The 13,386-nt window shown below is 71.1% G+C and carries 10 protein-coding genes; 6 read left to right on the top strand and 4 right to left on the bottom strand.

Annotated features, from left to right (window positions below; all coding sequences use genetic code 11):
- Nucleotides 1-76: 76 nt before the first annotated feature.
- The 5 genes from fliF (at nt 77) to ACYVO7_RS06625 (ending at nt 4,484) form a co-directional block, all read left to right on the top strand.
- Entirely contained in the window at nt 77-1,717 is a 1,641-nt protein-coding gene (gene fliF, locus ACYVO7_RS06605) for a flagellar basal-body MS-ring/collar protein FliF (RefSeq protein ID WP_460449025.1), read from the top strand.
- A 55-nt stretch (nt 1,718-1,772) separates the two neighbouring features.
- The gene (locus ACYVO7_RS06610) at nt 1,773-2,396 is read left to right on the top strand and encodes a FliH/SctL family protein (protein WP_460449026.1); all 624 of its coding nucleotides are present in this window, start codon (nt 1,773-1,775) and stop codon (nt 2,394-2,396) included.
- A 15-nt stretch (nt 2,397-2,411) separates the two neighbouring features.
- Nucleotides 2,412-2,768: a flagellar motor switch protein FliN gene (fliN, locus tag ACYVO7_RS06615; protein ID WP_460449027.1), complete on the top strand. Its 357-nt coding sequence runs from the start codon at nt 2,412-2,414 to the stop codon at nt 2,766-2,768.
- A gap of 11 nt (nt 2,769-2,779) precedes the next feature.
- A complete protein-coding gene (gene flbD / locus ACYVO7_RS06620; RefSeq protein ID WP_460449028.1) occupies nt 2,780-4,141 on the top strand; it encodes a sigma-54-dependent transcriptional regulator FlbD in 1,362 nt (453 codons plus the stop codon).
- 94 nt (nt 4,142-4,235) lie between these two features.
- The gene (locus tag ACYVO7_RS06625) at nt 4,236-4,484 is read left to right on the top strand and encodes a hypothetical protein (RefSeq protein WP_460449029.1); all 249 of its coding nucleotides are present in this window, start codon (nt 4,236-4,238) and stop codon (nt 4,482-4,484) included.
- A gap of 7 nt (nt 4,485-4,491) precedes the next feature.
- On the opposite strand, the gene ACYVO7_RS06630 is transcribed toward ACYVO7_RS06625, so the two are convergent.
- The 4 genes from ACYVO7_RS06630 to ACYVO7_RS06645 are packed head-to-tail and all read right to left on the bottom strand — an operon-like array spanning nt 4,492 to nt 11,346.
- Nucleotides 4,492-5,601, bottom strand: coding sequence for a mandelate racemase/muconate lactonizing enzyme family protein (locus ACYVO7_RS06630; RefSeq protein ID WP_460449030.1), 1,110 nt, complete (start codon nt 5,599-5,601; stop codon nt 4,492-4,494).
- Nucleotides 5,602-5,608: 7 nt separating this feature from the next.
- Nucleotides 5,609-6,757 carry an iron-containing alcohol dehydrogenase gene (locus ACYVO7_RS06635; protein WP_460449031.1) on the bottom strand — a complete coding sequence of 383 codons (1,149 nt, stop codon included), beginning with the start codon at nt 6,755-6,757 and terminating at the stop codon, nt 5,609-5,611.
- A gap of 60 nt (nt 6,758-6,817) precedes the next feature.
- Complete coding sequence (locus ACYVO7_RS06640) at nt 6,818-8,836, bottom strand: hydantoinase/oxoprolinase N-terminal domain-containing protein (protein WP_460449032.1); 2,019 nt, start codon at nt 8,834-8,836, stop codon at nt 6,818-6,820.
- Nucleotides 8,833-11,346 (bottom strand): GcvT family protein, encoded by a 2,514-nt coding sequence (locus ACYVO7_RS06645; RefSeq protein WP_460449033.1) that lies wholly within the window; start codon nt 11,344-11,346, stop codon nt 8,833-8,835. Before ACYVO7_RS06645 ends, ACYVO7_RS06640 begins: the two co-directional genes overlap by 4 nt.
- 474 nt (nt 11,347-11,820) lie before the next feature.
- Here ACYVO7_RS06645 and ACYVO7_RS06650 point away from each other — a divergent pair, with 474 nt between their 5' ends.
- Nucleotides 11,821-13,365 carry a trimethylamine methyltransferase family protein gene (locus tag ACYVO7_RS06650; protein ID WP_460449034.1) on the top strand — a complete coding sequence of 515 codons (1,545 nt, stop codon included), beginning with the start codon at nt 11,821-11,823 and terminating at the stop codon, nt 13,363-13,365.
- Nucleotides 13,366-13,386: the final 21 nt, after the last annotated feature.

Below are 13,386 nucleotides of genomic sequence, written 5' to 3' on the forward strand. Positions count from 1 at the left end.
CTAACCCTATGCCGGGCAATTATTGCCTAGCCGGAGGCCGTCGCCTCAGGGCTGGGCGTGATGTCGGGGTAAAGGCTTGCAGGGCCTCGTAGATTTTCTGAACAAGCTGGGACCTGCGCGCGTCGCCGCCATGGGGGCGGTGACCCTTGCGCTGGTGGGGTTCTTCGCCTTCGTGATCATGCGGGTCACCCAGCCCGCGATGGGGGTCCTGTACGCCGACCTGAGCGTCGAGGATTCCAGCGCCATCACGAAAGACCTCGACCAGCGCGCGATCAAATACGAACTGCGCGAAGATGGGCGGGCGATCTCGGTCGCCAAGGCCGACATCCCCAAGCTGCGCATGGAGCTCGCCAGCAAGGGCGTGCCCGCCGGGGGCAGCGTCGGCTACGAGATCTTCGACAAGGGCGACGCCTTCTCGTCGACGAGCTTCGTACAGGGCGTGAACGCCTTGCGCGCCCTGGAGGGCGAACTCGCCCGCACCATCCGGTCGTTGTCCAAGGTCCAGTCCGCGCGCGTCCACCTGGTGATCCCCGAGCGCAAGCTGTTCGAGCGCGACCGCGAGGCCCCGAGCGCCTCCATCGCCCTGAAGGTGACGGGCGAGCTCGACTCCGGCCAGGTCCGGGCCATCCGCCATCTCGTCGCCTCGGCCGTGGAGGGCATGAAGCCCGACCGGATCTCCATCGTGGACGAGCGCGGCCGCCTGCTCGCCGACGGCGCCAAGGGCGACGTGAACGGCTCGGCCGCCGTCGACGAGAAGCAGCAGGCCTATGAGCGGCGCTTGCGCCTGCAGGTCGAGGACATCGTGGCGAGCGTCGTCGGCCAGGGCCGCACCCGCATCCAGATCGCCGCCGACATCGACGTCAACCGCGTCCAGCAGACATCCGAGAGCTTCGATCCCGAGAGCCGGGTCGTCCGCTCCACCCAGACCCGCAACGAGAACCAGGCCACCACGGAGTCCAAGGACGGCCAGGTCACCGTCGGCAACGAGCTGCCCGGCGCCGGCAAGGACGCCAACGGCACGCAGAAGGACGCGTCGAGCAAGTCGGAGGAGATCGTCAACTACGAGATCTCCCGCACCACCCGCACCGAGGTCGTCGAGGGCGGCCGGGTGAAGCGGCTCTCGGTGGCCGTGCTGGTGGACGGCTCCTACACGCGCAGCCCGACCGGCGAGATCTCCTACCAGCCCCGCCCGCAGGAGGAGCTCGATCGGATCGCCGCCCTGGTGCGCTCCTCGATCGGCTTCGACGGCAAGCGCGGCGACCAGATCGAGGTCGTCAACCTGCGCTTCGCCGAGGCGCCGCCGATAGCCCAGGCCGCGCCCCCGACCGGCTTCATGGCGCTGCTGACACCGACCCGCGACGACATCATGCGCGGGCTGGAGATGACCGTCCTGTTCTTCATGGTGCTGATCGTCACGCTGGTGGTGGTGCGCCCGCTGGTGCGCACCATCATGGCGCCGCTGAAGCCGCAGCTGCAGCTGGCCGACGCCAGCGCAGGCGCATCCGGCGCGCGCGCCGCCGGCGCCCCTGGCGCGCCCGCCCAGCTCCCCATCCCGGCCTTCGAGGAGACCGAGGCCGGCCGCATGCTCGACATCGCCCGCGTCCAGGGCCAGGTCCAGGCGCGCTCGGTCGAACGGATCGGCGAGATCGTCAAGGAGAACCCGGCCGGCACCGCCACCATCCTGCGCCAGTGGATCAACGAAGAGACCAATCCGTGAGCCATTCCGTCCTGTCCTCCCCCGCCCCGCGCGGCAGCCGGCCTGACCCACGCCCATGACCGCGCAGGCCCAGAAATTCGCCTTCGACGAGGATTTCGGATCCGACCGCCGCAGCCAGGGCCTGCGCCGGCAGGCCGACGTCGAGCGCCTACAGCAGGCCGAGCAGGCCGGCTGGGAGCGGGGGCGCCTCGACGGCCGCCGCGAGGCCGAGCAGGAGGCCGCCATGCGCCTGTCGCACGCGATGGAGCAGGTCGCCGGCGCGGCGGCCGCGATCCTGTCGCGCCTCGACGACGAGACCCGCCGCTTCGAGCGCGAGACGGCCGAACTCTCGCTCGTCTTCGCCCGCAAGCTCGCCGGAGACCTGATCGCCCGCGAGCCGCTGGCGCCCCTCGAGGAGGCCGCCGCCGACTGCTTCCGGCAGCTGACCGGCGCGCCCCACCTCGTCGTGCGCGTCGCGCCCGATTTCGTCGACCAGGCCAAGGCCGCGCTGGAGCGCAAGGCGCTCGAACGCGGCTTCGACGGCCGCATCGTGGTCCTCGGCGAGGACGGCGTGCCGCATGGCGACTTCACCATCGAATGGGCCGATGGCGGCGTTCGCCGCGACATCGACGCCCTTGAACGCAGCATCGCGGAAGCAATCCAGCGCCATGTCGGCGCGGCCGGCTTTCGCAGAACCTGATCGGAGCGCGCCGCGATGCCGGGACCCGACGACATCCCTCTCCCCAACCTGAAGGGCGGAGACCTCGACCTGGGCTTCGCCGACGAGGGCGGCCTGCCCAGCCGGGACGAACACGTCACCGGCAAGGGCGCGGAGGACCTGGAGCACGTCTTCGACGTCCCGGTGAACGTCTCGGCCGTGCTGGGCCGCACGCGCCTGGAGGTCGGCGAACTGATGCGGCTGGGCCCCGGCACCGTGCTGGAGCTCGACCGGCGCGTCGGCGAGGCGATCGACATCTTCGTCAACGACCGCCTCGTGGCGCGCGGCGAAGTCGTTCTCGTGGAAGACCGCCTGGGCGTGACCATGACCGAAATCATCAAGGCCGACCGGTAGGAGATCAGGTCATGCGGCTTCTCATCGTCGGCGCCATGAAGGGCGCGCTCTCGCAGGCGACCAAGATCGCCATCGACCGCGGCGCCAGCGTCACCAACGCCGAAAGCGTCGACCAGGCCCTCATGGTGATGCGCGCCAAGGGCGCGGACCTCGTCATCATCGACGTCTCGCTCTCGGTGCGCGACCTCGTCGCCGCCTTCGAGGCGGAGCGGATCCGCACGCCCGTGGCGGCCTGCGGCACCGGCACGGACGCCCGCGCCGCCGTCGCCGCCATCCAGGCGGGCGCGCGCGAATACATCCCCCTGCCGCCCGATCCGGAGATGATCGCGGCCGTGCTGGAGGCGGTTTCGCGCGACACGCGCGCGCTCGTCTTCCGCGACGACGCCATGCAGCGCGTCGTCAGGCTCGCCGACCAGATCGCCCGCTCCGAGGCCTCCATCCTGATCACGGGCGAGAGCGGCGTCGGCAAGGAGGTCATCGCCCGCTACGTGCACAGCCGCTCGAACCGCCGCGACAAGCCGTTCATCTCCGTCAACTGCGCCGCCATCCCGGACGCCCTGCTGGAATCCGAGCTGTTCGGCCACGAGAAGGGCGCCTTCACGGGCGCGGTGGCGCGCCGCATCGGCAAGTTCGAAGAAGCGACCGGCGGCACGCTGCTGCTGGACGAGATTTCCGAAATGGAGGTGCGGCTGCAGGCCAAGCTGCTGCGGGCCATCCAGGAGCGCGTGATCGACCGCGTCGGCGGCGGCAAGCCGGTGCCGGTCGACATCCGCATCGTGGCGACGTCGAACCGCAACCTCGCCGACGAGGTCCGCAAGGGGACCTTCCGGGAGGACCTGCTCTACCGACTCAACGTCGTCAATCTCAGGATCCCGGCCCTGCGCGAGCGCACGCAGGACATCCTGGAGCTCGCCAACCACTTCGTCCGCAAGTACGCCGACGTGAACGGCGTGCCGGTGCGCTCGCTGTCGCCGGACGCCAAGCGCGCCCTGCTGGCCAATCCCTGGCGCGGCAATGTCCGCGAGTTGGAGAACACGCTGCACCGCGCCGTGCTGCTGGCGACGGGCGACGAGATCGGCACCGACGCGATCCTGACGCCCGAGGGCGAGGCCTTCGGCCACGCCCCCCGCGACCCCGCCGCCCGCGCTCTGGAGACCGCCGAGGCCACCGCCCGCGCGCTCGTCGGCCGCACGGTGGCGGACGTGGAGCGCGAGCTGATCCTCGACACCCTCGACCACTGCCTCGGCAACCGCACCCACGCGGCCAAGATCCTGGGCATCAGCATCCGCACGCTGCGCAACAAGCTGAACGAGTACACCGCAGAGGGCATCCCGGTCGCCGCCCCCGGGGAGGCGCGCGCCGCCGGGCTCTGAGCGCGGCGGATCACATTCCGGAGAGGAAGGCGGGCCTCAACCCGCCGTTAGGGAGGGCTGCGTCACGGTCGGCGACCTGGCGTGGAGCCCTCGCATGTCCCTGACCATCGTCAACGGTTACGCCTGCACGGATTGCGCCGACATCGCCAAGGCCAAGCGTGGCGAGGATCCGAACGCCAAGGAACCCGTCGCAAACGACGCTCAGGCCAAGGACCTGTCCGGCGCGCGACGGGATCCCGCCGTCACGCTGGGCGGCTCGCTGGCGCGCGACGACGCGTTCCCGACAGGGGACGAGCCTCCGGCCCCGCCCCGCGAGGGCGCGCTCGTGGACGTCTCAGCCTGATTCTGACTCACCCCACGCGGGTCGCGGCCAGCCGCCCCTCGTCGGGCGCGTAGCCCAAACCGGGAGCGTCGGACATCACGATCCAGCCGTCCGCGTCCACCCTGAGGGGCTCGGCCATCATGTAGTCGCGGCGGTCGAGGCCCCATTCGGGCGGGTCGAACGGATATTCCAGGTAGACGCCCTCCGTGAGCCCGCAGACCAGGTGGGCGTTCGCCGTCACCCCCATGCCGTTGGTCCAGGTGTGCGGCGTGAACACGAGCTTCGCGGCCTGCGCCATCGCGGCGACCCGGCGCAGCCCCGTGATCCCGCCCACCAGCGCGGCGTCCGGCTGCACCACGTCCAGGCACTGGTCGGCGATGAGGTCGCGGAACTCGTAGAGCTCGCGCGTCATCTCGCCGCCGGCGATCCGCACGGAGGTCATCTCGCGCAGCCGCCGCATGCCCTCGCGGTCGGCGCGGTGCAGCGGCTCCTCCATCCAGTAGACGCCGAGGCGCTCCAGCTCCTTCGCAACCGGCAGCGCGTCCTTCAGCGACCAGGCCGGATAAGTATCCCAGGGCATGCGCCAACCCTGGTTGCAGTCCACCATCAGCTCGAGCTTGGTTCCCACCCGCGCCCGCACGGCCTCGAGCGCCGCGATGTCCTTGCGCCAGTCGCCGCGGTGGAAGCGGATCTTCAGCGCCCGGAACCCCTGCGCGATGTAGCCCTCCGCCGCCTCCGCCAGCGCCGCCGGATCGCGCAGCGTGCCCGAGGATGCATAGGCGCGAACTCGGTCGGTAAGCCCGCCCAGCAGCTTGTAGACGGGCAGGCCCGCGATCTTGCCAGCGAGGTCCCACAGCGCGAGGTCGAGCGGCCAGCAGCGGCCATAGTGGAACTGGATGTTCTCCAGCACCCGGTAGTGCCGCTCGATGGCGAGCGGGTCCTGGCCAATGAAGAGGTGCTCGTGGCCGGCGAAGCCGACCATGAGGTCGCCGGACCCGACGCCCGTGAGCCCCTCGTCCGTGTGCACGCGCACGATCGTGGCGTCGAACGACGTCCGCGGCTTCGTGTCCCAGCTCGCATGAAAGGGCGGGTCGTACTGGAGCCGGTGCTGGGTGATCTCGATGCCGGTGATCTTCATGGCCGCCTCACCCCTGGCTCAGCACGATGGCCGCGAAGGCGTCGATGTCGGCGTCCGTCACGGGCCTGCGGTTGGAGCGCCGCATGGCCTCGTTCTCGGGCCGGCGCATCTGGGCGGCCAGCATGGCCGGGGTGACGCCCTCGCACTCGCGCGCGAGCGAGATGGTCACGCCCGTGGCGCGCATCAGCCGCTCAAACGCGACGGGCACGCGGGCGGCGTCCGCCGCCTCGCCCATGGCGGCCGCGACCGCCGCGAAGGGCCCGTCGTCGCCGACCACGTTCCAGGGCAGGGTCGCCACCATCGCACAACCGACCGCCCGGCCATGGTGGATCGGCCGCAGGGAGCCGAGCGCGTGCCCGATATTGTGCCCGATGGCGGTGCCGCAATTGTCGATCGCGACGCCGCCGAACGCCGCCGCGAGCTGCATGCCGGCGCGCGCCTTGAGGTCGCCCGGATGGCTCACCGCCCGCTCCAGATTGGCGGCGGCCAGCCGGATCGCCGCATGCGCGTAGACGTCGTTGGCCGCGTTGGCGTTGGCGTTGGTGCAGGCCTCGATGGCGTGCACCAGCGCGTCGATGCCGGTGGCGGCCGTGAGGTGAGGCGGCAGGCCGACCGTCAGTACGGGATCCAGGATGATGCGCGCGGCCTTGAGTTCGTCGCCCCAGAACCACTGCTTGGACCCGTCCGGTCCGCTCACGATCGCGACCCGCGTGGTCTCCGAACCGGTGCCGGAAGTGGTCGGGACGCAGATTGTCGGAAGGCCGCCGGCCGGCAGCGGCGCGGCGCAGAGCGCGTAGCTCATGGCCGGCACGGGCGAGCCCGCGACCGCGGCGATCAGCTTGCCGGCATCCATCGCCGAGCCTCCGCCGAGCGCCACGACGGCGCGCGCGCCCGCCTCCCGGGCCAGCGCCGCCCCGGCGTCCACCTGCGCGTGTGTCGGATCGCTCTTGATGTCGTCGAAGAGCACGGCCGAGAGGCCAGCGGCCCGCAACGCCGCGAGCGCCTCGTCCACCATGCCGGAGGCTTTCAGGCCCGGATCGGCGACCAGCAGAACGGCTGCCCCGGCGCCCGCCAGCGCGGCCGCCTGCGGGCCGATCTGCGCCAGGGCGCCTTCTCCCTGGATCATCGTCGGAATGCGATCGAGCGTGGAGATCATTCGGGTTCCCCTCCGGCGCGCCGGGCGCCACAGCCTAGCTTGGGCTTTGTCGCCCGCAAGTCACTCCGCCAGCGGCGCGCCCCAGCATTCGGCCACGACCGTCGCGGCCACGAGCCCGCGGTCGCCCTCCATGCCGGGCAGGTCGACGCGGTCGACATGGACGTCGATCTCCGCCCCGCCGCCCCCCATCGCGACCGCCCGGGCGCGGGCCATCTCGACGGCGATCTCCCGGGCCCGCGCCAGCGCCTCGCCGGGATCGCCCATCGGGATGGGCTCGCCCTCCGCGTGGATGCGGTAGGCGCCGACGCCGGAGGACGAGACGTCCACCACGGCCTGCGCTTTCACGACCCCCACGGCCGCCCCCACCGCGTTGGCGACGTCGCCATGCTCCGGCAGCACGACCTCGCTTCCAAGCCGCCGGCCGACCTCCGGGTAGAACACGGGCGCGGGACCGCCCACCGCCACCACGGGGACGACCGGGCCGATCGAGACGCGCAAATTGCGCCAGGGCCCCTGCCCGCCCGCGACGGCGTCCACCAGCCCGGCGGCGTCGCCGTCCAGCGGCTCCCCGGCGAGCGCCTCGATCACCACGCGGGCGGACTTGCCCGCCATGGCGTCGAACACCTCCCCGGCGAAGCGCCGCGCGGCCGCGTCGGCCTCGGCCGGGCCGAGCGGCCCCGCCATGCGCAGCCGCCGCTCCAGCACGAGCGCGCCGAGCCGCGCGCCCTCGGCCGACCACTGGCCCTGCAGTCCGAGCACATGCGCGGCGTCGCTCGGCGTGAACCCGGCAACCGCGACATGGCCGGCGCTGACCAGCCGCGCGAGCGCCTTCTGCTGCAGCGGGCCATGGATGACGTCGCCCATCGGGCGCGGTCCGCCGGCGATCGCCGCCAGGATGTCGCGCTCCCGCCCGGCCGCCTCCACCGCATCGGCGCCGGCGCGGCCGAACGGCCGCAGGAGGAACTTGCCCGCATAGGGCCCGCCCTCCGGATCGTTGAGCTGCGCTTCCAGCCGCCGCAGCACGTCCGGATGGCGCTGCGCCAGCAACGCCAGCGGCACGACCTTGCCGGGCGCCAGCGCGACCCGGTTGCGGGCGTCCACCGTGACCTCGCTGTCGCCGCCGAGCCCGAAGGTGCGCATCGCGATGGCGCGCACGAGGGTGCGCCGGCCGCCCACCTGCGCGCCCTCGCGGTCGAGCCGCGGCCAGCCGTTCTCCAGCACGGCGACGTCCGTGGTGGTGCCGCCCACGTCCGAGATCACGAAGTCCGACAGGGCGCACAGGAACTTCGCCCCGATCACGCTGGCGGCGGGCCCGGACAGGATCGTCTCGATGGGCCGCAGCGCCACGGCCTCGGCCGACGCCAGCGTGCCGTCGCCCTTCACCACCATCAGCGGGGCCGCGATCCCGTGGCGCGCCATGGCGGCCCGCACGGCCCCGATCAGGGCCGTGATCGCCCCGATGATGCGCGCGTTCAGCGCCGCCGTGAGCGCCCGGCGCGGGGCGTCCAGCGCATGCGCGAGCTCGCTGGACAGCGTCGCCGGGCGGCCGGTGACCCGCTCCACGATGTCGCGCGCCCGCCGCTCATGCGCGGGATTGCGCACGGACCACTGCGAAGCCACCGCAAAAGCGCCCACGCTGTCCCGCGTCTCCCGGAGAAACGCTTCCAGCGCGACAACATCCAGCGGCGCAGCCTCCGCGCCGCCATGGTCATGCCCGCCCGCGATGCGCCCGATGCGTGTGCCGGGCAGGGCCCGGGCGATCTCGGTCCGCTCCGCCATGGCGTCGTCGAAGCCGATCAGGATCGCGGCAACCGGCGAGCCATGCCCCTCCACGATGGCGTTTGTGGCCAGCGTGGTGGAGAGCGACACCAGCGCGATTTCGGTTCCCGTCAGCCCACCCGGCCGGCCCTCCCCGGCCTCCGCCAGCACCCGGTCGAGCGCCTCGCCGACGCCGATGGCGAGGTCGCCCCTGGTGGTGAGCGCCTTGGCCTTGGCCAGCACCCGCCGCGCGCCGGCGTCCACGACGACCGCGTCCGTATAGGTGCCCCCGGTGTCGATCCCGACGACGAGGCGGCTCACGCCCGCAAGCGCTCGTTCTGCGGGTCGAACGGGCTCTCCTCCACCACCGTGCAGCGGCGCTTCTCGCCCAGGATGGTGATCTCCAGCTCCTGCCCGAGTTCGCCGAGGTCGGGCCGCACCATGCCGAGCGCCAGCGACTTGCCGCAGCGCCAGCCATAGCCGCCCGAGGTGGAGCGGCCGATCAGCTCGCCATTGAGCCAGAGCGGCTCCGACCCGCGCGCGTCGGCGTCGGTGACGCCATGCACCTCCAGGGTGACGAAACGGTTCTTGAACCCCTTCTCGCGCCAGGCCACCAGGGCGTCGCGCCCGATGAACGCGCCCTTGTTCGGATGCACGAAGCGGTCGAGCCCAGATTCGAGCGCCGAATACTCGATCGACAGCTCCCGCGGGATCAGCCGGTAGCTTTTTTCCAGCCGCAAGCTGTCCATGGCCTTGATGCCGAAGGGCCGGATGCCGAAGGGCTTCCCGGCCGTCATGAGCTTGTCGAAGATGTAGTTCTGCATCTCGATCGGGTGATGCAGCTCCCAGCCGAGCTCGCCCACGAAGTTGACGCGCAGCGCCCGCGCCGAGGCTGCGCCGACTGAGATTGTCTGCCCGGACAGCCAAGGGAAAGCCCCGTTCGACAGGTCCGTGTCCGTGAGGCTTTGCAGCACCTCGCGCGAGCGCGGGCCCGCCAGCACCAGCACGCCGTACTGGGTCGTCACCTTCTGCAGGTCGACCGAGCCGTCGCGCGGGCGCAGCTTCTGCAGATAGTCCCAGTCGTGCCGCTCGAACGCGCCGGCGCCGACGAGGTAGAAGCTCTGCGGGCCGTCGCGGAACACCGTGAACTCGCAGCGCACGCCGCCGTTCTGCGACAGCAGATGCGTGAGCGCCATGCGGCCGACCTTCTTGGGGATGCGGTTCGCCAGGATGGAGTCCAGCCAGGCCTCCGCGCCCGGGCCGCTCACGACGTATTTGGCGAAGGCCGACATGTCCTGCAGGCCGACATTCTCCATCACGTTGCGGCATTCCTCGCCGACGAACGGGAAGTAGTTGGAGCGGCGAAAGCTCCAGCGCTCCCTCACCTTGCCGTCGCTGGTCGCCGGCGCGTGGTTCTCGTTGGTGAGCACGTCGTCGACGTTGAGCTCGTTCGCCGGGACCTCGTACCCCGGAGGCGCGAACCAGCCCGGCCGCTCCCAGCCGTAGACGGAGCCGAACACGGCCCCGAGCGCCTTCATACGGTCATAGCAGGGCGTCTGGCGAAGCGGCCGCGCGGCGGCGCGCTCCTCGTCCGGATAGTGCGTCGTGAAGACGTTGGCGTAGGCCTCCTCGTTCTTCTCGCGGAGGTAGCCGCGCGACGCGTAGGGGCCAAAGCGACGGGGGTCGACGCCCATCATGTCCACCGTCGGCTCGCCGTCCACGATCCACTCGGCCAACTGCCAGCCGGCGCCGCCCGCCGCCGTGACGCCGAAGGAGTGACCCTCGTTCAGCCAGAAGTTCTTCAGCCCCCAGGCCGGACCCACGATAGGGCTGCCGTCCGGCGTATACGCGATGGCGCCGTTATAGACTTTCTTGATGCCGACCTCGCCGAAGGCCGGCACCCGCGTGATGGCGGTCTCGATGTGCGGCGCGAGCCGGTCGAGGTCCTCCTGGAAGAGCTCGTATTCGCTTTGCGCGTCGGGCCCGTCCACGTAGCAGCAGGGCGCGCCGACCTCGTAGGGCCCCAGCAGCAGGCCGCCGGCCTCCTCGCGCATGTACCAGGAGCTGTCGCTCTCGCGCAGCACGCCCATCTCGGGCAGGCCCTGGCGCTTCCGCTCCTGGATGGCCGGATGCGGCTCGGTGACGATATACTGGTGCTCGACCGGGATCACCGGCACGTCGAGGCCCACCATCTGCCCGGTCTTTCGGGCGAAGTTGCCGGTGGCCGACACGACGTGCTCGCAGGTGATGTCGCCCTTGTCGGTCTTCACCAGCCATTCGCCGGAGGGCGTCGGCTCGATGCCGAGCACGGCTGTGTAGCGGTGGATCTCGGCCCCGCGGCTGCGCGCGCCCTTGGCCAGCGCCTGGGTGAGGTCGGCCGGCTGGATATAGCCGTCCTGCGGATGCTGGATCGCGCCCAGGATCCCGTCCGTTTCGCACAGCGGCCAGATCTCCTTGACCTGCGCGGGCGTGAGCACGTTCACGTCGATGCCGCCGATCGTCCTGGCGACGCCGGCGTAGTACATGAACTCGTCCCAGCGCGCCTTCGTGCGGGCGAGCCGGATGTTGGAGACCTGCCGGAACCCGACATTCTGGCCCGTCTCCTCTTCCAGGGTCTTGTAGAGCCCCACCGAGTATTTGTGCAGCTGGCCGACCGAGTAGCTCATGTTGAACAGCGGCAGCAGCCCGGCCGCGTGCCAGGTGGAGCCCGAGGTGAGCTCCTTGCGCTCGATGAGGACCACGTCGGACCAGCCCTTGCGGGCCAGGTGATAGAGCGTCGACACGCCCACCACGCCGCCGCCGATCACGACCACGCGCGCGTGTGTTTTCATGGTCCTGTTTCCTTCGAGCCTTGAACCGACGCGCCGGCCCGGCCGACGCTGCAGCCTCGACTGTCGAGGCCCGCGGCGCAAGCGGCTCACCGCCTGCCGACCCCGACTGTCGGATGCGCGCCATCGCATCCCTCTCCCCGGGACGGGGAGAGGGATGGGGTGAAGTGGCGCCGCTCCCCTCATCCGGCGCTTCGCGCCACCTTCTCCCCGTACCGGGGAGAAGGGCTCGCCCGGCGCCGCAGCCGCAATAGGGCCCCTCTCCCCGGGACGGGGAGAGGGCTGGGGTGAGGGTGGCGCCGCCGCTCCCCTCATCCGGCGCTTCGCGCTGCGTTCTCCCCGTAACGGGGAGAAGGTCTCGGTCGCCGCCGGACAACTCAGCGCCGCCCCCGTGCGAGGACAGGTCGCATCCCGAGCCTAGCCTGACGCAAATCGGGCCGCATCCCCGGCGGGCCGCGCGAGCAGGCGAGGAACGGCATGAGCGAAGAGGTCCAGAACCCCCGCGAGGCGCGGCGTGGGCGCGAGGCCCGCCGCGCCGCCCGGGCCCAGCGCTCGGCCGCGTCCATCCCCTATATCAGCCGCAACATCCCCCTCACCGACGTGCTCTCGGCCGAGGGCCTGGAGATCATCGAGCGCAACGCCGAAACCATCCTGCAGGAGGTCGGCATCGACTTCCGCGACTACCCCTCCGCGCTGAAGCTCCTGAAGGACGCCGGCTGCGACATCCAGGGCGAGCGCGTGCGCTTTCCCCGTGGGCTGGCCCGCAAGCTGATCGCGACCGCCCCGAGCGACTATGTCCAGCACGCCCGCAACCCGGAGCGCAGCGTCCATATCGGCGGCAAGGACACGGTGTTCGCGCCCGTCTACGGCTCGCCCTTCGTGCACGACATCGACAAGGGCCGCCGCTACGGCACCATCGAGGACTTCCAGAACTTCGTGAAGCTGGCCTATGCCAGCCCCTACATGCACCACTCGGGCGGAACGGTCTGCGAGCCCGTCGACCTGCCGGTCAACAAGCGCCATCTCGAGATGGTCTACGCGCATATGCGCTACTCGGACAAAGCCTATATGGGCTCCGTGACGCATCCGGACCGGGCGCAGGACACCGTCAATCTGAGCAAGATCCTGTTCGGCGAGGAGTTCGTCCGCGACAACACGGTCTGCACCAGCCTGATCAACGCCAACTCGCCCATGGTGTGGGACAACACCATGCTGGGCGCGGCCGAGGTCTACGCCCGCAACATGCAGGCGACCATCATCACGCCGTTCATCCTATCGGGCGCGATGAGCCCCGTCACGGTGGCGGGCACGCTCGCGCAGGTGCTGGCCGAGGTGCTGGCCGGCGTCTCCTTCACGCAGCTCGTGCGCCCCGGCGCGCCCGTCATCTTCGGCACCTTCGTGTCGACGCTCTCCATGCAGTCGGGCGCGCCCACCTTCGGCACCCCGGAGGCGGCGCTCGCGATCTACGGCGCGGGCCAGCTGGCGCGCCGCTGCAACCTGCCCTTCCGCACCGGCGGCTCGCTCTGCGCCTCCAAGATCCCGGATGCGCAGGCCGCCTACGAGAGCGCCCAGACGCTCGTGCCGACGATCCACGCGGGCGCGAATTTCGTGCTCCATGCCGCGGGCTGGATGGAGGGCGGCCTCGCCTCCTCCTACGAGAAGTTCATGATGGACTGCGACCAGCTCGGCGCCATGCACGTGCTGGCCAAGGGCATCGACCTCTCCGAGAACGGCCAGGGCATGCAGGCCTTCCAGGAGGTCGCGCCGGGCGGCCACTTCCTCGGCTGCGGCCACACCCAGGCGAATTTCGAGACGGCGTTCTACCGCTCGAGCATCTCGGACAACAACTCCGTCGAGCAGTGGGAAGCCGAGGGCCGCCTCGACGCCCCCCAGCGGGCCAACGCGCTCTGGAAAAAGACCCTGGCCGAATACGAGGCGCCCCCGATCGACCCCGGCGTCGACGAGGCCCTGCGCGAGTACATCGAGCGCAAGAAGGCCTCCATGCCGGACGCAACGCACTGAAGCGTAGCTCTCCACTGCGCT

The sequence above is a fragment of the Alsobacter sp. SYSU BS001988 genome (assembly GCF_054796215.1).